Here is a 16,598-nt window from a genome sequence, read left to right on the forward strand (position 1 = left end):
ACACTAACGGGGCGGAGCCGGTAAAATGCCCGATTCTCGCCGCCCGCATCGCCGGGCCGCAGGGTCGCCAAGAGATCGCATTTTGGAGACCAATCCCACCGTTCTTCTCACAATCCAGAATGTCGTCCCCCAACCTGCATCCCATGCTCAATGTGGCCGTCAAGGCCGCACGCGCCGCCGGCGCCATCATCAATCGCGCCGCCCTCGACGTCGAGTCGGTCCGCATCTCGCAAAAGCAGGTCAATGACTTCGTCACCGAAGTCGATCACGCCAGCGAAAAAGCCATCATCGAAACGCTGCTTGGCGCATACCCGGGGCACGGCATCCTGGCCGAAGAATCGGGCACCGAATATGGCGCCAAAGACTCCGATTACGTCTGGATCATCGATCCGCTCGACGGCACCACCAATTTCATCCACGGCTTCCCGGTCTACTGCGTGTCGATCGCGCTGTCGGTGCGCGGCAAGATCGAGCAGGCGGTCATCTACGACCCGAGCCGCAACGACCTCTTCACCGCCACCAAGGGCCGCGGCGCCTACATGAACGACCGGCGCATCCGCGTCTCCAAGCGCACCCGCCTCTCCGAGTGCCTGGTGTCCACCGGTTTCCCGTTCCGCACCGGCGACAACTTCAAGCAGTACCTGGCCATCATGGCGGACATGATGCCCCGCATGGCGGGCCTGCGCCGCCCCGGCGCCGCCGCACTCGACCTCGCCTACGTGGCCGCCGGCTTCACCGACGCCTTCTTCGAAACCGGCCTCAACCCCTGGGACGTGGCCGCGGGATCGCTCCTGGTCACCGAGGCCGGCGGCCTGATCGGCAACTTCACCGGCGAGCCCGAGTTCCTCGAGCAGCGCGAGTGCCTGGCCGGTGCGCCGCGCATCTACGGCCAGATCGTGCCGCTGCTCGCCAAGTACTCGAAGTTCGCCAACGTGGACGACAAGCTGCGCGCCAGCGACCGCGTGCGCGCCGTGTCGGCCTCGACCAAGGCGAATACCGATGACGCCTCGGTCGACCTCTACGCCCGCAGCACGGTGGTCGATTTCGCGGACGAAACGGCCGAGGGTGAGGCGCCCGCCGTCGCCGCCAAGCCCGCGCAGCGCAAGCTCACGCGCATCCGCCGCGAGGCCCCTTCCAGCCCCGCCGAGGGCGACGCTCCCGCCAAGTGATGACGGGGCCCAGCGCAGCCGTCCGGGTCCGAGCCGCGTTGCGCATTGCGCTCAGCCACTACGTGGCGAGCGGGCTCACCGTCGCGCTCGGCCTCTTGTTCATCTCGGGCGGCGTGCACCTCTGGCTCGGCACCATCGCCGCGTCGGCCGCGGCCACCGGCGTGATCGTCACCGCGCCGCCCGACCTGCCCGGCCCGCGCCGCGGCAAGTTCTTCCAGATGCTGCCGGCGCCGCTCATCGGCCTGCCGCTGTTCTTCGCGGTGCAGATGCTGCACAGCGCGCCGATCCGCCTAGGGCTGGTGCTGGTGCCGGCCACCTTCATGGCCTTCCTCGCCATGGCCTGGGGCAAGCGCGGCATTCCCATCGCCATCGCGGTGATGTTCTCGATGGTCTTCTCGATGGCCACGCCCGCGCCGGTCGACATGGCCGAGGCCATCCAGCGCACCTGGCATTTCGGGCTGGGCGCGGGCCTCTATGTGATCTGGGCGACGCTCGCCAACCTCGCGCTCAACGGGCGCTTTCGCACCCAGTCGGTGGCCGACGTGCTGTATTCGCTGGCCGCGCTCATGCGCACCGAAGCCGGCCAGTTCACCCCGCAGGACGAAACCCGCGACATCCGCGACACGCCCGCCCCCGTGCTGGGCCAGTTGCTGCGCGAACAAGCCGCCTTGGCCGACCAACTGCAGGCCACGCGCGACATCGTGCTCGAATCGCCCCGCACGCCGCGCCGCCAGCGCCTCGCGGCCATGCTGGTGATCGTTCTGGAGATGCGCGACCAGCTGCTCGCGAGCGAACTCGACCTCGACGCGCTCCTGGCTCACCCGGCCCACGCCGACGCGCTGATCGAAATGCGCCGGGTGCTCGAAGAACTCTCCGACGAAACCATCGCCCTCGCGGACGCGCTCATGCTGGGCCGCCACCCCGACCCCGTGACCGACCGCCGCCCGCGCCTTGCGGCCATTCACGTCTCGGCGGACGATGAACACCACCATGGCCGCCCCGGCCCGACCGCCGCGATGCTCGCGCGCGGCCTCGCCAGCCGCATCGGCCACATCAACGACGAGGTGCTGCGCCTGTCGGCCATGGCGCGCGGCGATGCCGAGCCCAACCTGGCCGTGGTGCGCGCCAACTGGCAGCTTTTCGTGAGCCCGACCGACTGGACGTGGCGCCCCTTCTTCACACTGTGGCGCTGGGACCAGCCGCCGCTGCGCCACGCCATCCGCGCGGCGCTGGCCATCGCGGCCGGCTACGCCATCGCGGTGTCGATGCCCTGGGGCTCGCACGACTACTGGATCCTCCTGACCATCGTGGTGGTGCTGCGCGGCAGCCTCTCGCAGACGCTGGAGCGGCGCAACGCCCGCGTGGCCGGCACGCTGCTGGGCTGCGTGCTCGCGGTGGGGCTGCTCTCGGCGCACCCTTCGGCGCTGTGGCTGCTGGTCATCGTGACCGTGGCCCAGGCCATCGCGCACAGCTTCGCGGTGCGGCGCTACCTCATCACCGCGGTCGCGGCCACGGTGCTCGGCCTCGTGCAGGCGCACATGCTGAACACCGGCACCGCGCCGATCTTCGCGCTCTTCGAGCGCATCGCCGACACGCTCATCGGCGCCGCGCTCGCCTGGGGCTTCTGCTACGTGCTGCCCTCGTGGGAGCGCACGCAGATCCCGGCGCTGGTGGCGCGCGTGCTCACCGCGCAGGCCCGCCATGCGCGTCTTGCGCTCGGCCTCGGGCAACTGCAGACCATCGACAGCAGCCCCGAGCTCGAATGGCGGCTCGCGCGCCGCGAGGCCTTCGACAGCCTCTCTGCGCTGGTGCAGGCCACGCAGCGCGCCCTCTCCGAGCCGCGCGCAGTGCAGCCGCCGCTGGAGCCGCTGGAACACCTGCAGGCCCACAGCTACCAGATGCTCGCGCAGCTGAGCGCCGTGAAATCGATGCTCGTGCTGCGGCGCGACCGCCTCACGCCGGGCGAGGTCGAGGGCCCGCTCGCGCGCACCGCGCAACGCATCGAGGCCGCCATCGGAACTACCCCGACCACCGGCCCCTCTCAACCCGAGAGCCCGGGCTCCACCACGGTGGGCGGCCCGATTCCCCTGCCCGACCCGTTCGACAACGACATCAGCCCCTGGCTGCTGCGCCGGCTCGACCTGGCGACGGCCCTTGCCACGCAGCTGCGCGACGACGCGGCGCGCATTCTTCAACCTCTGAACGAGACGACAGAAGCCCCAACGACCACCACTGCCTGATGACCCAAGAGATTCTTGCCCACCCCTGGTTCGGCACCTGGCTTGCCGTGATCGTCGCCGTCCCGCTCGCTCTTCTGGTCCACCGCATCGGCGGCCTCGTGCTCAAACGCATCACGCGACCCGCGCCCGCGGTGCATGCGATGGTCGTCAACTGCCAGTCGCCCGCCAGGCTGGTGCTGCCGCTGGTGGCGCTGCTGCTGATCTTCCAGGCCGCACCCGACGACCTGCGCTTCATCGCCGGCGTGCGGCATCTGAACGGCCTCTTGCTCATCGCCGCGGCCACCTGGCTCATCGTGCGCGCCATCAGCGGTTTTGCCGACGGCGTGCTGGCGCAGCACCCGTCCGACGTCGCCGACAACCTGCAGGCGCGCCGCGTGCTCACGCAGACCCGCGTGCTCGCGCGCACCGCCATGTCGGTGGTCATCGTGGCCGGCGGCGCGATGATGCTCATGACCTTTCCGGGCGCGCGCCAGGTCGGCGCCAGCCTCCTGGCCTCGGCCGGCGTGATCGGCATCGTGGCCGGCCTTGCGGCCAAGCCGGTCTTCAGCAACCTCATCGCCGGCCTGCAGATCGCGCTGGCGCAGCCGATCCGCATCGACGACGTGCTGGTGGTCGAGGGCGAATGGGGCCGCGTCGAAGAGATCACCGGCACCTTTGTCGTGGTGCGCATCTGGGACGACCGGCGCCTCATCTTGCCGCTCACCTATTTCATCGAGAAACCGTTCCAGAACTGGACGCGCCACTCGGCGCAGCTGCTCGGTTCGGTCTTCATTTACGTGGACTACGGCATGCCGCTCGCGCCGCTGCGCGCGGAGGCCGAGCGCATCGTGAAGGCCGCGCCCGAATGGGACGGCCGCTTCTTCAACCTGCGCGTGACCGACGCCACCGAGCGCACGATGCAGGTCCGCGTGCTGTGCACCGCCGCCACCTCGGGCCTGGCCTTCGACCTGCGCTGCAGCGTGCGCGAAGGGCTCATCGAATTCATGCAGCGCGAGTTCCCGCAGTTCCTGCCGAAGATGCGCATCGAGGCCGATCCGGCCGTGGCTGCGGCCTCTGCGGCCCCGGCCGGCGCCTGACCGGCCGACTCCGAAGGTTCGTAGGCGCGCCGCAGGCGCCTTGAGCCCGTCGGTGCGACGTGGCACGATCCCGCGGATGACCGGCAGACCCACCGAAGCGCAGCAGCTGCGCGACCTCGCCACGCTGCGCCGCGTGCGCGACCGCATCGACCGCGAGTACACGCAACCGCTCGATGTCGAGACGCTCGCGCGCGACGCGGGCATGTCGGCCGGCCACCTGAGCCGCCAGTTCCGCATCGCCTACGGCGAGCCGCCCTACGCCTACCTCATGACCCGGCGCATCGAGCGCGCGATGGCGCTGCTGCGCCGCGGCGACATGAGCGTGACCGACGTGTGCTTCGCGGTCGGCTGCGGGTCGCTGGGCACCTTCACCACCCGCTTCACCGAACTGGTCGGGGTGCCGCCCGGCATCTACCGCCGGCAGGACGCGAACGCCACCGAGGGCATGCCCTCGTGCGTGGCAAGGCAGGTGACGCGACCGATCAGGAATCGAGAAGCGCCGATGCCCCAGCCCGAACTAGCATCGCGGCCCGAACCCAACTAGCACCATTGCCATGGACATCACCATCCACTCGACCTTTCTTCCCCACGCCGACGCGGAGACCTCGCTGGCCTTCTACCGAGACACCCTCGGCTTCGAGATCCGCAAGGACGTCGGCTACGGCGGCATGCGCTGGATCACCGTCGGCCCCGCGGGCCAGCCCGGCGTTTCCATCGTGCTGTACCCGCCGGCCGCCACGCCCGGCATCACCGACGAAGAGCGCCGAACCATCGCCCAGATGATGGCCAAGGGCACCTACGCCACGATGCTGCTGGCCACCCGGGACCTGGACGCCGCCTTCGCGAAACTGCAGGCCGCCGACGCCGAGATCGTCGAGGAGCCGACCGACCAGCCCTACGGCGTGCGCGACTGCGCGGTGCGCGACCCGGCGGGCAACATGATCCGCATCCAGCAACTGCGCTGAACGAAGCGCACGCCCGACAAGAAAACGATGGAGACCTGATGAGCAGCAAAGCCCCGAAGAAGGACGCCTCGAAGACCACGCCCCACGCCGCCGACCACCACGACATGATCCGCGTGCAGGGCGCGCGCGTGAACAACCTGAAGGACATCAGCGTCGAGCTGCCCAAGCGCCGGCTCACGGTGTTCACCGGCGTCTCCGGCTCGGGCAAGAGTTCGCTGGTCTTCGGCACCATCGCCGCGGAGTCGCAGCGGCTCATCAACGAGACCTACAGCGCCTTCGTGCAGGGCTTCATGCCCACGCTTGCGCGGCCCGAGGTCGATGTGCTCGACGGCCTCACGACCGCGATCATCGTGGACCAGGAACGCATGGGCGGCGACCCGCGCTCCACCGTCGGCACCGCGACCGATGCCAACGCGATGCTGCGCATTCTCTTCAGCCGCCTGGGCAAGCCGCACATCGGCTCGCCGGGCGCCTTCGCGTTCAACGTGCCCTCGGTGAAGGCGACCGGCGCCATCACGGTGGAGCGCGGCGCGAGCAAGACCGTCAAGCAGACCTTCAACCGCACCGGCGGCATGTGCCCGCGCTGCGAGGGCCGGGGCGCCGTGACGGACTTCGACCTCACCGCGTTCTACGACGACAGCAAGTCGCTCAACGAAGGCGCGCTCACCATTCCGGGCTTCAGCATGGAGGGCTGGTACGGCCGCATCTTCAACGGCTGCGGCTTCTTCGACCCCGACAAGCCGATCCGCAAATTCACAAAGAAAGAGCTCGACGCGTTGCTCCACATGGAGCCGACCAAGATCAAGGTCGATGGCATCAACCTCACCTACCAGGGCCTGATTCCGCAGGTGCAGAAGTCCTTTCTCGCGAAAGACGTCGATGCGATGCAGCCGCACATCCGCGCCTTCGTGGAACGTGCGGTCACCTTCAGCACCTGCCCCGAGTGCAACGGCACGCGGCTGAACGAAGGCGCCCGCTCCTCGAAGATCAAGAAGATCAACATCGCCGATGCCTGCGCAATGCAGATCAGCGACCTGGCCGAATGGGTGCGCGGCCTCGACGAACCCTCGGTCGCGCCGCTGCTCGAAAAGCTCGCGCACACGCTCGACTCGTTCGTGGAAATCGGACTCGGCTACCTGAGCCTGGACCGCCCCTCGGGCACGCTCTCGGGCGGCGAGGCGCAGCGCACGAAGATGATCCGGCACCTCGGCTCCTCGCTCACCGACGTGACCTACGTCTTCGACGAACCCACCATCGGCCTGCACCCGCACGACATCCAGCGCATGAACGGCCTCTTGCTGCGGCTGCGCGACAAGGGCAACACCGTGCTCGTGGTGGAGCACAAGCCCGAGGCCATCGCCATCGCGGACCATGTGGTGGACCTCGGCCCCGGCGCGGGGTCGGCGGGCGGCACGATCTGCTTCGAGGGCACGGTCGATGAACTGCGTGCGAGCACCACCCTCACCGGCCGGCACCTGGACGACCGCGCCGCGCTCAAGAAGAAGGTGCGCACGCCCACCGGCAAGCTGCCGATCCGTGGCGCGAAGGCGCACAACCTGCGCAATGTCAGCGTCGATGTGCCGCTCGGCGTCCTCGTCGTCGTGACCGGCGTGGCGGGTTCGGGCAAGAGCTCGCTCGTGCATGGGTCGATTCCCGCAGACGCGGGCGTGGTGTCGGTCGACCAGGGTTCCATCCGCGGCTCGCGGCGCAGCAACCCCGCGACCTACACCGGGCTGCTGGACCCGATACGCAACGCGTTCGCCAAGGCCAACGGCGTGAAGCCCGCGCTCTTCAGCGCCAACTCCGAAGGCGCGTGTCCGGCCTGCAATGGCGCGGGCGTCATCTACACCGACCTCGCGATGATGGCCGGCGTCGCCACCGTCTGCGAGGAGTGCGAGGGGAAGCGTTTCCACGCCTCCGTGCTGGAACACAAGCTCGGCAAACGCGACATCAGCGAGGTGCTCGCCATGTCCGTCACCGAGGCCACCGAGTTCTTCGGCGCGGGCGATGCGCGCACACCGGCCGCACACGCCATCCTCGAACGGCTCGCAGACGTCGGCCTCGGCTACCTCAGCCTCGGCCAGCCGCTCACCACGCTCTCGGGCGGCGAGCGCCAGCGGCTCAAGCTGGCCACGCACATGGCCGAGAAAGGCGGCATCTACGTGCTCGACGAGCCGACCGCCGGCCTGCACCTGGCCGACGTCGAGCAGCTGCTCGGCCTGCTCGACCGGTTGGTCGATGCGGGCAAGTCGGTCATCGTGGTGGAGCACCACCAGGCGGTGATGGCGCATGCGGACTGGATCATCGACCTCGGCCCCGGTGCGGGGCATGACGGCGGGAAGATCGTGTTCGAAGGCACGCCGGCCGAGCTGGTGAAGACGCGCTCGACACTGACCGGCAAGCACCTCGCGGCGTACGTCGGCGGCTGAAGCGAACCGGTTTACACGACGGCCTTGCGCCCCGGGTCCGTCACGGGAAAGCCGCCGTGCACTTCGAGCAGGCGCACCAGCGCCTCGGAGCTGTGCGCCTTGGCCCAGTCCTTTTCGGAATCGGTGATGCCGACCACATGCAGGAAGTCGAACTTGCCCGAGGCCAGTTGCGCCGTGGCGGGGTAGTGCTTCGGCTCGGCCAGCACGATGTTGCGCAGGCCCACTGCGCCCTTCTCGCGGATCACATCGCCCATCGGGATCCGGTCGCCGTAGTCGAGCAGCGGCTTGTCCTCGCCGAAACGCCCGTGTGCGAGCAGCACATTGAAGGCCAGCACCCGGCGCAGGAGCTTGATGGCCCACTGGTCCTTGGGCTGCGAATGCACCTCGATGACCAGCTCGGAGCCGAGCCATGAATACTCTTCGGGGTCGTATTCGTCGGGCTCCGTCTCCCAGGGGGTCGATCCCCCCGAGGTGACATAGAGCCACGAGTTGCGCGCGGGCGTCGGCTCGAACTCGAACACGCCCAGGTGCAGCCAGGCCGGGTCGATGTCCTCGGCGCCGAGCGACGAGAAGACGTCGAAGTCCAGCACGTAGATGCCGCTGTGCTTTTCACCGAACAGTTGCGGGTAAAGCGTCCCCTCGCGGTACGCCCAGACTTCTTCCATGGAACTCATCGGCTTCTCCTTCTTGCGCGTCGGTGCCCTTTTTCTGCGCCGGCCAGAGCATAGGCGTGACACCCGACAGACGCCACCCGACGAAAGGACTAGAGTGGTCCGACGCGGGACTCCTCCTGCGCATCCGTCCAAAGGAATCTCCTTGACACACACGAAGCCACGCCATGGCTGACGCCCCCTTCTTTCACGACGCTTCGGGCACGGTCAGGTTTTCGGTGACGGTGGAGGGCCAGGACGTGAATGCGAGCATCGGGAAGGAAGTCTTGCGCTACCACTACCGCACCACTGAAAACGCCGACCCGCTCGAGACCTACCGCCTGTACATCGAGGAGTTCGATGCGGCCGTGCGGCGCCGTCTGGCGGCGGGCTCCACCGCGCCCATCATGCTGCGCGAGAACGACCTGCGCGCCCCTGCGTAGAACAGCGGCCGCCAACCGCCAAATCGCCAAATCGCCAACTATGCGATCAGATGCGCATAGCTGCGCCGGTTGGCGCGGTAGCAATCGCACGCCGCGTTCTCCAGCCCCTCGCGGTCCGTGATGGTGATGACGCCCCGCCGGTAATCGATGAGCTTGCGCGTGTGCAGCGCCGTCGCGGCGTTGGTGATGCCGACCCGCCGCACGCCCAGCATGCGCCCCAGCACTTCATGGGTGAGCGCCAGGTGCGCCGAGTGCGCGCAGTCCTGCGTGGTGAGCAGCCAGCGCGCCAGGCGCTCCTCGATCTGGTGGAAGCGGTTGCACAGGCCCGAGCGGCCGAACTCCATCAGGAGCACGCACACGTAGCGGTTGAGGATGCGCTTGAGCATCGTGTTCTGCGCAAGCTCCTGCGCGAACGACTGCGCCGTCAGCCGCCAGGCCATGCCCGGGCCCTGTACCAGTGCCCGCAGCGGCGCACTCTGCACGTCCAGCGAGAGCTCGTAGCCCAGCGCGCCCTCGTTGCCCACCATGCCCGTCTGCAGGCCGTCGTGCCCGTCGACGGTGGACACCAGCGAGACGAAGGCGCTGGTTGGAAAGTGGATGTGGTGAATGACGTCGCCCGGCTCGTACAGGATCTGCGCCGTGGCCAGCTCCACGCTGTCGCAGCGTTCGAGCAGGTGGGCCTTGTCAGCGAGCGGCAGCGCCTCGAGCAGGCGGTTGAGAACGGGGCGAAGCGGATCTGGTGTCACGGAACCGCCTGTTGGGAAGAACGAGCGCGGAATGCGCAACCGGGCGCATTGTTGCCGACCCGCCCTCCTGCGTCTGTGCGCAGGCGCACCGAGCGCGGCGCGGCCGCCGCTTCAGGTCGCGGGCTGGCGGGGCAGCAGGCGGTCCGTTTCGCGCTTGACCACCTCATAGCACTCGCACACCTGCGTCTCCAGGCCCGGGCGGTCCAGCACCGTGATGTGGCCGCGCGAATACTTGATGAGGTTCAGGCGCTGCAGCTTGCCGGCCGCCTCGGTCACACCTTCGCGGCGCACGCCGAGCATGTTGGCGATCAGCTCCTGGGTCATCACCAGTTCGTTGCCTGGAAGCCGGTCCAGGCTCAACAGCAGCCAGCGGCACAGTTGCTGCTCCAGCGAATGGTGCCGGTTGCACACCGCCGTCTGCGACATCTGCGTGATGAGCGACTGCGTATAGCGCAGCAGCAGGTGCAGGAGCGGCCCGCCGTTGTCCGTGAGCTGCTTGATGTGGCTCGCGCTCAGCCGGAACGCATTGCCCGCGCTCTGCACCACGGCGCGGTTGGGCGTGCTGCCCCCGCCCATCAGCAGCGATACCCCCACCATCCCCTCGAACCCGACGACGGCGATCTCGGCCGATTGCCCGTTCTCCAGCACATAGAGCAGCGAGACGATGCAGTCGGTCGGAAAGTAGACGTACTGCTGTACCACGCCCGATTCGTAGAGCACCTCGCCAAGCTTGAGCGGCACCAGCTCCAGGAGCGGCATGAGGCCGGCCAGCACCTCCGGCGGCATGACCTCCAGGAGACTGTTGCGCGCCACGGCTGCGCGCGGGAAAGTCGGATGCGGGGACGATGCCATGGCGGAAGGGGATTCCAAAGTTCGGATCATTCTGCGACCGATACCCTGGCGTCTGTGCGATGCCGCACATAGATGCGGGCTATTTGATTTGTCGATGGCTGCGTGCGCTGGCGAACGGTGCGCCGGGCTTTTTCTGGGTAGCGTGGTTTTTCAGAGCCTCCATCGACTGGAGAACACCATGCCTCCCCTCAAGACCCCTTCCGAGCTTGCAGCCGACGACGCCGTGCGCGCCTATCTGCGCGGGCGAACGATGCCCCCCGTCCTGTACGACGCCATCGTGTGGGCGGTGGAAATACGGATTTCAGCGGGCAAGCGGCCGCTGCTCGACGAGACGCTGACGACCGACATCGACAACCACGCCGTCGTCACGCGGGCGCGGCTGCTCATGGCCGTGCAGCCGGCCCCACTGCCCGGCCCGCCCGCGCCCCGCGATGCCGGGCACGAGCCGCGCTCGGCCGAGGGGATGTAGATGCCGATGAAACTGCTTCGCCAGCTGTGCTGCGCGCGGCTGCCCATGCAGTTGCACGACCAGTTCGACATCCAGAAGTGCGACGTGCTTCGCGCGGTGGCGTTGATCGAGGCGGACCTGCCACCCGTTCTTCACGAACACGGACGCAGCGTCTACGCAGGGCAGGCGACGGTCATGCGCGTCACCGCCAAGGGGCTGAACACAGCCAGGCAGCGCGGCTGACTGACCGCGCCCCCGGTAATGAACGCACTCAGGCCGTCACGGGCGACGCGGCGACCAGATGCTCGGTGAGGAACCACACCTGCAGTTCGTTGGTGCGCAGCACGTTGCTCACGAACACGTCGTTGCTCCCTGGATCGCCTGATTTGTCGACCTTCTCGGCCGCCTCGCGCGCGTTCACGATGATGTGTTCATGCGCCTCCGCAAGACGGCGCAACTGCACCGCTGCCGGCTCGCGGCCGCGCGGCGGACGGGCGATCTTCGTGGTCTCGGCGATGTCGGCCGCCATCGCAAGCGCGATACCGCCCAGGAGCTGGATGCGCTCGGCCACGATGTCCACCAGCAGCACCTGCCCTTCGTAGTGCTGGTCGTACATCAGGTGCAGCTGGTTGAAGGTCGGGCCGACCACCTGCCAGTGGTGCTTCTTGTACATGTCGCGCAGGGTGATCGTGTCGGCCAGGCACTGGTTGAGCAGCGCCACGCTTTCCTTGCAGACCTTTTCGGAGAGGCCATTGGGCAGTTTGACGATTTCGCCGTAGCGCTGCGTCTCGTGGCTCTTCTGGTCGAGATCGGGTTTGACTTCCTGCTTCGAGCGGGCGGCCGAGGCGCTCGCTGTGGGTTTGGTTTTCTTCGAGGCTGCCATTGCGGATGCTCCTGAGTTGGTTGAATCGATCAACAACTTCTAGCACCCGTCAATTGGCCTCCGCGTAGGCCAGACGGCAGTGTTCGCGCGGTGCGGGGCGCTTGCCCCCGGCCGGACTTACGCCTTGGCCCCGCGCCGCCCCCGGTCCGCCTTCGGCAGCACCGCCTCTTCCACCATGCGCTCCGCCTTGGCCTGCAACAGGTTCAACGAAACATCGAAGCGCGCCGCGTCGTCCGCATCCAGCGCCTTCATCAGATCGCCGTTGATCTTCGTCACCAGCGGAAAGAGCTCGTCGTAAAGCGCCTGCCCCGCTTGGGTAAGGCCCAGCTGCACCTGCCGCCGGTCTCCCGCCTTGGCCACCCGCGAGATCAGTTGCTTTGCGACCAGCGAACCCACGGCCTTCGAGGTGCGCGCCCGGTCGAGTTGCGCATGCTCGGCCAGTTGCGACGACCCCAGCTCGCCCTTGCTCGCCAGCACCGCGATCAGCCGCCACTCGCGCCGCGTGATGCCGAAGCGCCCCTCGCAGAGGCGGATCACCATGCTCCCCGCCACGGACAGCAGCCGCGACAGCCGGTACAGCGGCAGGTCGTCCAGCGGGCGGCGGGGCGCGGCAGCAACGGCGGGCATCTGGGGGTTAGTCCGGGTGATGGTTGATTAGATCAATCGACTGTAGCGTCTCTAAAGTCGTTCGCCACCGACCGAGAACCCGGAGAACCGCCCATGTCCAGCCGCCTCGCCCTTGATCGTCGCCATGCCCTCGCCGCGCTGGGCGGCCTGGCCCTTGCGCCGCTGGCCAAGCTTGCGCATGCCCAGCAGGGGTTCGTGCCCGGCCAGCCCATCAAGGTGCTGATCGGCGTGCCCGCCGGCGGCACGCAGGACGTGCTGACCCGCGCCATCGCGCAGCAGGTGCGCGATTCGCTCGGGCCGCTCATCATCGACAACCGCTCGGGCGCCGCGGGCCGCATCGCGGTCGAGGCGGTGAAGACCGCACCGCCCGATGGCCACACGCTGCTCCTGGGCACGGCCAGCATGATGACCATGTTCCCGAGCGCGTACCGCAACCTCTCCTACGACCCGGTGAAGGACTTCGTTCCGCTCCTGAACGCGGCCCGCTTCGAACTCGCGCTCACCGTGCACAAGGACGTGCCCGCCAACACGTTGCCCGAATTCATCACCTGGGCCAAGGCGCAGGGCGACAAGCTGAGCTTCGGCTCCTATGGCGCGGGCACGCCCTCGCACTTTCTCGGCGAAATGCTCAACCGCGCGGCCGGCCTGAAGATGGTGCACGTGCCCTATCGCGGCTCCACGCCCGCGCGGCAGGACCTCATGGGCGGCACCGTGCCCGTGTACTTCGACACCGTCGGCGGCGCGCAGCAGATGCTGCCCTCGGGCCGCGTGAAGGTGCTGGCCACCAGCGGCGAGAAGCGCTCGCCGCTCATGCCCAACCTGCCGTGCTTCGTCGAGGCCGGCTACAAGGATGTGGTCGCGACCGCGTGGTTCGCGTACTACGCACCGCTCAAGACGCCGCAGGCCACCGTCGACAAGCTGCGCACCGAACTCACCCGCGCCGTCAATTCGCGCGAGGTGCGCCAGCAGTTGCTGCAGAACGGCATGTACCCCGTTGCCGACGGCAGCGAAGCGCTCCTGAAGACCATGCGGGAAGACACGACACGCTGGGCCGGCATCATGAAGGCCGTGAATTTCCAGGCCAATGATTGAACACAACCGAACAACCGATCGAGGAGGAACCTAGACCATGCTGAACCCCAACCATCCCACCCATTCCATCACCCGCCGCGTTGCCGGCCTGCTGGCCGCAGCCGGCCTCATGGCGTCCATTGCCACCGGCGTGGGCGCGCAGACGCTCGACAGCCCCCTGCACATCGTCGTCGGCTACGCCCCCGGCGGCGCCACCGACCGCGTAGCGCGCATCGTCGGCGAGAAGCTCGGCACCAAGCTCGGCGTGCCCGTCATCGTGGACAACAAGCCCGGCGCGGGCGGGCGCCTCGCGGCGCAGCAGGTCAAGCTCACGCCCGCCAACCAGAACGTGCTGATGCTCGCCAACCCGGCCGTGATGGTGGTCGCGCCCCTCGTCTTCAAGGACAACAACTACGACGCCGAGCGCGACTTCGTGCCCGTGTCGCACGTCAACGCCTACGACTTCGCGCTGGCCGTCTCGCCCACCCTGCCCGTGCGCGAACTGCCGCACCTGCTCGCGTGGATGCGCGCCAACCCGCAACAGGCCAACGTGGGCGTGCCCGCCACCGGCAGCCTGCCGCACTTCTTCGGCCTGATGGTCGGCGAGAAGGCCAGGGTGCAGACGCAGGTGATCGGCTATCGCGGCTCCGCACCGCTCCTGAACGACCTCATCGGCGGCCAGGTGCCCATCGCCGTCGACACCGAAGACGTGGTGATCCCCCAGCACAACGCGGGCAAGCTGCGCATCCTGGCGCTGTCGGGCGAAAAGCGCTCGCCGTTCGCGCCGAACATCCCGACCTTCAAGGAAGCCGGCCTGGACCTCGCCGCCACCGGCTGGAACACCTTCTTCGCGCCCGCCACCATGCCCAAGGACAAGGTCGAGCGCCTGGCCGCGACCATCCGCGACGTGATGCAGGACCCGGACACGCAGCGCAAGTTCAAGGACTCGGGCATGACGCCGGTGGTGAGCACGCAGGCGCAGACCGCCGCGATGCTCAAGGCCTACAAGACGCAGTGGGCCCCTGTCGTTCAAAAGTCCGGCTACCAGCCCTGAACCTCATCCGTTATCCATGACCCGCAGACCCAACATCATCTTCATCGTCGCCGACGACCTCGGCTATGCGGACCTCGGCTGCTACGGCGGCCGCGATGCCGCGTTCGGCCCCGTCTCGCCCGTGCTCGACGGCCTGGCCGCGAACGGGCTGAAGCTCACGCAGGGCTACTCGAACTCGCCCGTGTGCTCGCCCACGCGCTTCGCGATGATCACCGCGCGGTATCAGTACCGCCTGCGCGGCGCGGCCGAAGAGCCCATCCGCAGCAGCAGCCGAGGCAGCACCACGCTGGGCCTGCCGACCGACCACCCCACGCTGCCCTCGCTGCTCAAGGCCGGCGGCTACCAGACCGCGCTCATCGGCAAGTGGCACCTGGGCTACCCGCCGCACTTCGGTCCGCTGCGCTCGGGGTATGACGAATTCTTCGGGCCGATGTCGGGCGGCGTCGACTACTTCACCCACTGCGACTCCACCGGCCAGCACGACCTGTGGTTCGGCGAAGAAGACAAGAAGGAAGACGGCTACCTCACCGACATCCTTTCGAAGCGCGCCGTGGACTACGTGGAGCGCATGGCCAAGCAGGAATCGCCCTTCTTCCTCAGCCTGCACTACACCGCCCCGCACTGGCCCTGGGAAACCCGCGACGACGCCGAGAAGGCGCCCGCCGTGAAGGACAACCTCTTCGACCTGGCCGGCGGCAACATCCATGTGTACCGCCGCATGATCCATCACATGGACGAGGGCATCGGCTGGATCATGGCCGCGCTCGAGAAACACGGCATGGCCGACAACACGCTCGTGGTGTTCACCAGCGACAACGGCGGCGAGCGCTTCTCGGACAACTGGCCGCTGGTCGGCGGCAAGATGGATTTGACCGAAGGCGGCATCCGCGTGCCATGGATCGCGCACTGGCCCGCGGTGATCGCCAAGGGCGGCGAGAGCACGCAGCTGTGCATGACGATGGACTGGTCGGCCACCATGCTCGACGCGGCGGGCGTGAAGGCCGATGCGAACTACCCGCTCGATGGCGTGTCGCTCATGCCCGTGCTGAAGGATGCAAAGCAGAGCTTCCGCCGCCCGCTGCACTGGCGCATGAACCACCGCGGCCAGCAGGCGATGCGCGACGGCGACTGGAAGTACCTGAAGGTCGACGGCAACGAGTACCTGTTCAACATCCCGGCGGACGAGCGCGAGCGCGCGAACCTCGGCAAGAAAGAGCCCGAGCGGCTGGCCGCGATGCGTGAAGACTGGCTCGCGTGGAACGCGACGATGCCGGCGATTCCGGAGGATGCGACGGTGAGCCTCGGGTATTCGGTGAAGGACATGCCGCAGCGTTGAAGCCTGCAGTTCTCCCGGCCGATTTCGATTGGTTCGCGTTGTCGTAGTTGAGCTACGACAACGCAGACAAAACCAAATCGCCAAGCCGACGAACACGAGAAACGCAGCGACGACCGCGTTCGGGGCAGCCGTGCAGCCATTCGCGCGCCTTGCCTTGCAGCGGGCGTCAGCGGTTTTTTGCGCCGGTATGATTCAGCGCCTCCCGCCATGCCGCTTCGCCCCCTTCGGCTCCAACGCCTCCTCCGTCTCCTGCTGCTGGCCGTGTTCTTCAACGCGGCCATCGGCATGCCTTTGCACGAGGCCGGGCACATGCGGGAAGCGGTCGAGGGCGCGGCGCAGGCGGCCGCCCTCGACGCCATCGCGGACGCGGGCTCGGAAGCGGCCTCCCCGGCACATGGCGACCAGGAAGTTCACGGGACCTGCGAATGCTGCCTGGCCCACGTGCACTTTGCCGAGGCGCCTTCACGTTTGCCGGCCGCACTCGAGGTGGTGCAGACCACCGCACTGCCGCGCGCCCCGCCCGGCCCGGCCTTCGTGCCCTTTGCGGGCCGCTGGCCCTTCGCTTCGCGCGATCCTCCGAACGCATCGACCTGACATTCCGCCGCCCTT

The 16,598-nt window shown here is 68.1% G+C and carries 18 protein-coding genes; 13 read left to right on the plus strand and 5 right to left on the minus strand.

The genetic code is table 11. The features are described 5' to 3' along the window. The first annotated feature begins 119 nt into the window (after positions 1 to 119). The 6 genes from J2W23_RS09030 (at position 120) to J2W23_RS09055 (ending at position 7,879) form a co-directional block, all read left to right on the plus strand. A complete protein-coding gene (locus J2W23_RS09030) occupies positions 120 to 1,169 on the plus strand; it encodes an inositol monophosphatase family protein (RefSeq protein ID WP_307648458.1) in 1,050 nt (349 codons plus the stop codon). After that, positions 1,169 to 3,409 carry an FUSC family protein gene (locus J2W23_RS09035; RefSeq protein ID WP_307648459.1) on the plus strand — a complete coding sequence of 747 codons (2,241 nt, stop codon included), beginning with the start codon at positions 1,169 to 1,171 and terminating at the stop codon, positions 3,407 to 3,409. Before J2W23_RS09030 ends, J2W23_RS09035 begins: the two co-directional genes overlap by 1 nt. Continuing rightward, positions 3,409 to 4,485, plus strand: coding sequence for a mechanosensitive ion channel family protein (locus tag J2W23_RS09040; RefSeq protein WP_307648460.1), 1,077 nt, complete (start codon positions 3,409 to 3,411; stop codon positions 4,483 to 4,485). The genes J2W23_RS09035 and J2W23_RS09040 overlap by 1 nt, the downstream gene beginning before the upstream one ends. A 76-nt stretch (positions 4,486 to 4,561) precedes the next feature. Further along, the gene (locus tag J2W23_RS09045) at positions 4,562 to 5,029 is read left to right on the plus strand and encodes a helix-turn-helix transcriptional regulator (RefSeq protein WP_307648461.1); all 468 of its coding nucleotides are present in this window, start codon (positions 4,562 to 4,564) and stop codon (positions 5,027 to 5,029) included. A 10-nt stretch (positions 5,030 to 5,039) separates the two neighbouring features. Beyond that, positions 5,040 to 5,450, plus strand: a complete 411-nt coding sequence (locus J2W23_RS09050) for a VOC family protein (protein WP_307648462.1) — start codon at positions 5,040 to 5,042, stop codon at positions 5,448 to 5,450. Positions 5,451 to 5,488: 38 nt separating this feature from the next. Then, positions 5,489 to 7,879, plus strand: a complete 2,391-nt coding sequence (locus J2W23_RS09055; RefSeq protein ID WP_307648463.1) for an excinuclease ABC subunit UvrA — start codon at positions 5,489 to 5,491, stop codon at positions 7,877 to 7,879. Positions 7,880 to 7,890: 11 nt separating this feature from the next. On the opposite strand, the gene J2W23_RS09060 is transcribed toward J2W23_RS09055, so the two are convergent. Further along, a complete protein-coding gene (locus J2W23_RS09060) occupies positions 7,891 to 8,553 on the minus strand; it encodes a suppressor of fused domain protein (protein WP_307648464.1) in 663 nt (220 codons plus the stop codon). A gap of 164 nt (positions 8,554 to 8,717) precedes the next feature. Here J2W23_RS09060 and J2W23_RS09065 point away from each other — a divergent pair, with 164 nt between their 5' ends. Further along, positions 8,718 to 8,972: a DUF1488 family protein gene (locus tag J2W23_RS09065; RefSeq protein ID WP_176656352.1), complete on the plus strand. Its 255-nt coding sequence runs from the start codon at positions 8,718 to 8,720 to the stop codon at positions 8,970 to 8,972. Between the two features lie 38 nt (positions 8,973 to 9,010). Here the strand turns inward: J2W23_RS09065 and J2W23_RS09070 are convergent, their stop codons facing one another. Beyond that, entirely contained in the window at positions 9,011 to 9,718 is a 708-nt protein-coding gene (locus J2W23_RS09070; RefSeq protein ID WP_176656351.1) for a Crp/Fnr family transcriptional regulator, read from the minus strand. A gap of 111 nt (positions 9,719 to 9,829) precedes the next feature. Beyond that, positions 9,830 to 10,570, minus strand: a complete 741-nt coding sequence (locus tag J2W23_RS09075; protein ID WP_176656350.1) for a Crp/Fnr family transcriptional regulator — start codon at positions 10,568 to 10,570, stop codon at positions 9,830 to 9,832. 178 nt (positions 10,571 to 10,748) lie between these two features. Between J2W23_RS09075 and J2W23_RS09080 the strand changes: the two genes are divergently transcribed. Continuing rightward, positions 10,749 to 11,039, plus strand: coding sequence for a hypothetical protein (locus J2W23_RS09080; protein WP_176656349.1), 291 nt, complete (start codon positions 10,749 to 10,751; stop codon positions 11,037 to 11,039). A gap of 6 nt (positions 11,040 to 11,045) precedes the next feature. After that, positions 11,046 to 11,261, plus strand: coding sequence for a hypothetical protein (locus J2W23_RS09085; RefSeq protein WP_176656348.1), 216 nt, complete (start codon positions 11,046 to 11,048; stop codon positions 11,259 to 11,261). 28 nt (positions 11,262 to 11,289) lie between these two features. Here J2W23_RS09085 and J2W23_RS09090 read toward each other — a convergent pair whose 3' ends face one another. Together J2W23_RS09090 and J2W23_RS09095 are read right to left on the minus strand one after the other, a co-directional pair. Then, positions 11,290 to 11,901: a Dps family protein gene (locus J2W23_RS09090; RefSeq protein WP_307648465.1), complete on the minus strand. Its 612-nt coding sequence runs from the start codon at positions 11,899 to 11,901 to the stop codon at positions 11,290 to 11,292. Between the two features lie 117 nt (positions 11,902 to 12,018). Next, positions 12,019 to 12,528 (minus strand): MarR family winged helix-turn-helix transcriptional regulator, encoded by a 510-nt coding sequence (locus J2W23_RS09095; RefSeq protein ID WP_307648466.1) that lies wholly within the window; start codon positions 12,526 to 12,528, stop codon positions 12,019 to 12,021. A gap of 93 nt (positions 12,529 to 12,621) precedes the next feature. Here J2W23_RS09095 and J2W23_RS09100 point away from each other — a divergent pair, with 93 nt between their 5' ends. From J2W23_RS09100 to J2W23_RS09115, 4 genes are all read left to right on the plus strand, one after another. Next, positions 12,622 to 13,620 (plus strand): Bug family tripartite tricarboxylate transporter substrate binding protein, encoded by a 999-nt coding sequence (locus J2W23_RS09100; protein ID WP_307648467.1) that lies wholly within the window; start codon positions 12,622 to 12,624, stop codon positions 13,618 to 13,620. A gap of 37 nt (positions 13,621 to 13,657) precedes the next feature. Then, positions 13,658 to 14,653, plus strand: coding sequence for a Bug family tripartite tricarboxylate transporter substrate binding protein (locus tag J2W23_RS09105; RefSeq protein WP_307648468.1), 996 nt, complete (start codon positions 13,658 to 13,660; stop codon positions 14,651 to 14,653). A gap of 16 nt (positions 14,654 to 14,669) precedes the next feature. Then, entirely contained in the window at positions 14,670 to 15,989 is a 1,320-nt protein-coding gene (locus J2W23_RS09110) for a sulfatase family protein (protein ID WP_176656341.1), read from the plus strand. Positions 15,990 to 16,196: 207 nt separating this feature from the next. Continuing rightward, positions 16,197 to 16,583 carry a DUF2946 family protein gene (locus tag J2W23_RS09115; protein WP_307648469.1) on the plus strand — a complete coding sequence of 129 codons (387 nt, stop codon included), beginning with the start codon at positions 16,197 to 16,199 and terminating at the stop codon, positions 16,581 to 16,583. The last annotated feature ends 15 nt before the right edge of the window (positions 16,584 to 16,598 follow it).

The organism is Variovorax boronicumulans (genome assembly GCF_030812215.1).
In the GTDB taxonomy this organism is placed as follows: Bacteria; Pseudomonadota; Gammaproteobacteria; order Burkholderiales; family Burkholderiaceae_C; genus Variovorax; species Variovorax boronicumulans_C.

What these genes read in the sequence shown, in the direction of transcription:
- J2W23_RS09030 (WP_307648458.1), top strand. Translation starts at nt 120, where the DNA reads ATGTCGTCCCCCAACCTGCATCCCATGCTCAATGTGGCCGTCAAGGCC.
- J2W23_RS09035 (WP_307648459.1), top strand. Translation starts at nt 1,169, where the DNA reads ATGACGGGGCCCAGCGCAGCCGTCCGGGTCCGAGCCGCGTTGCGCATT.
- J2W23_RS09040 (WP_307648460.1), top strand. Translation starts at nt 3,409, where the DNA reads ATGACCCAAGAGATTCTTGCCCACCCCTGGTTCGGCACCTGGCTTGCC.
- J2W23_RS09045 (WP_307648461.1), top strand. Translation starts at nt 4,562, where the DNA reads ATGACCGGCAGACCCACCGAAGCGCAGCAGCTGCGCGACCTCGCCACG.
- J2W23_RS09050 (WP_307648462.1), top strand. Translation starts at nt 5,040, where the DNA reads ATGGACATCACCATCCACTCGACCTTTCTTCCCCACGCCGACGCGGAG.
- J2W23_RS09055 (WP_307648463.1), top strand. Translation starts at nt 5,489, where the DNA reads ATGAGCAGCAAAGCCCCGAAGAAGGACGCCTCGAAGACCACGCCCCAC.
- J2W23_RS09060 (WP_307648464.1), bottom strand. Translation starts at nt 8,553, where the DNA reads ATGAGTTCCATGGAAGAAGTCTGGGCGTACCGCGAGGGGACGCTTTAC.
- J2W23_RS09065 (WP_176656352.1), top strand. Translation starts at nt 8,718, where the DNA reads ATGGCTGACGCCCCCTTCTTTCACGACGCTTCGGGCACGGTCAGGTTT.
- J2W23_RS09075 (WP_176656350.1), bottom strand. Translation starts at nt 10,570, where the DNA reads ATGGCATCGTCCCCGCATCCGACTTTCCCGCGCGCAGCCGTGGCGCGC.
- J2W23_RS09080 (WP_176656349.1), top strand. Translation starts at nt 10,749, where the DNA reads ATGCCTCCCCTCAAGACCCCTTCCGAGCTTGCAGCCGACGACGCCGTG.
- J2W23_RS09085 (WP_176656348.1), top strand. Translation starts at nt 11,046, where the DNA reads ATGAAACTGCTTCGCCAGCTGTGCTGCGCGCGGCTGCCCATGCAGTTG.
- J2W23_RS09090 (WP_307648465.1), bottom strand. Translation starts at nt 11,901, where the DNA reads ATGGCAGCCTCGAAGAAAACCAAACCCACAGCGAGCGCCTCGGCCGCC.
- J2W23_RS09095 (WP_307648466.1), bottom strand. Translation starts at nt 12,528, where the DNA reads ATGCCCGCCGTTGCTGCCGCGCCCCGCCGCCCGCTGGACGACCTGCCG.
- J2W23_RS09100 (WP_307648467.1), top strand. Translation starts at nt 12,622, where the DNA reads ATGTCCAGCCGCCTCGCCCTTGATCGTCGCCATGCCCTCGCCGCGCTG.
- J2W23_RS09105 (WP_307648468.1), top strand. Translation starts at nt 13,658, where the DNA reads ATGCTGAACCCCAACCATCCCACCCATTCCATCACCCGCCGCGTTGCC.
- J2W23_RS09110 (WP_176656341.1), top strand. Translation starts at nt 14,670, where the DNA reads ATGACCCGCAGACCCAACATCATCTTCATCGTCGCCGACGACCTCGGC.
- J2W23_RS09115 (WP_307648469.1), top strand. Translation starts at nt 16,197, where the DNA reads ATGCCGCTTCGCCCCCTTCGGCTCCAACGCCTCCTCCGTCTCCTGCTG.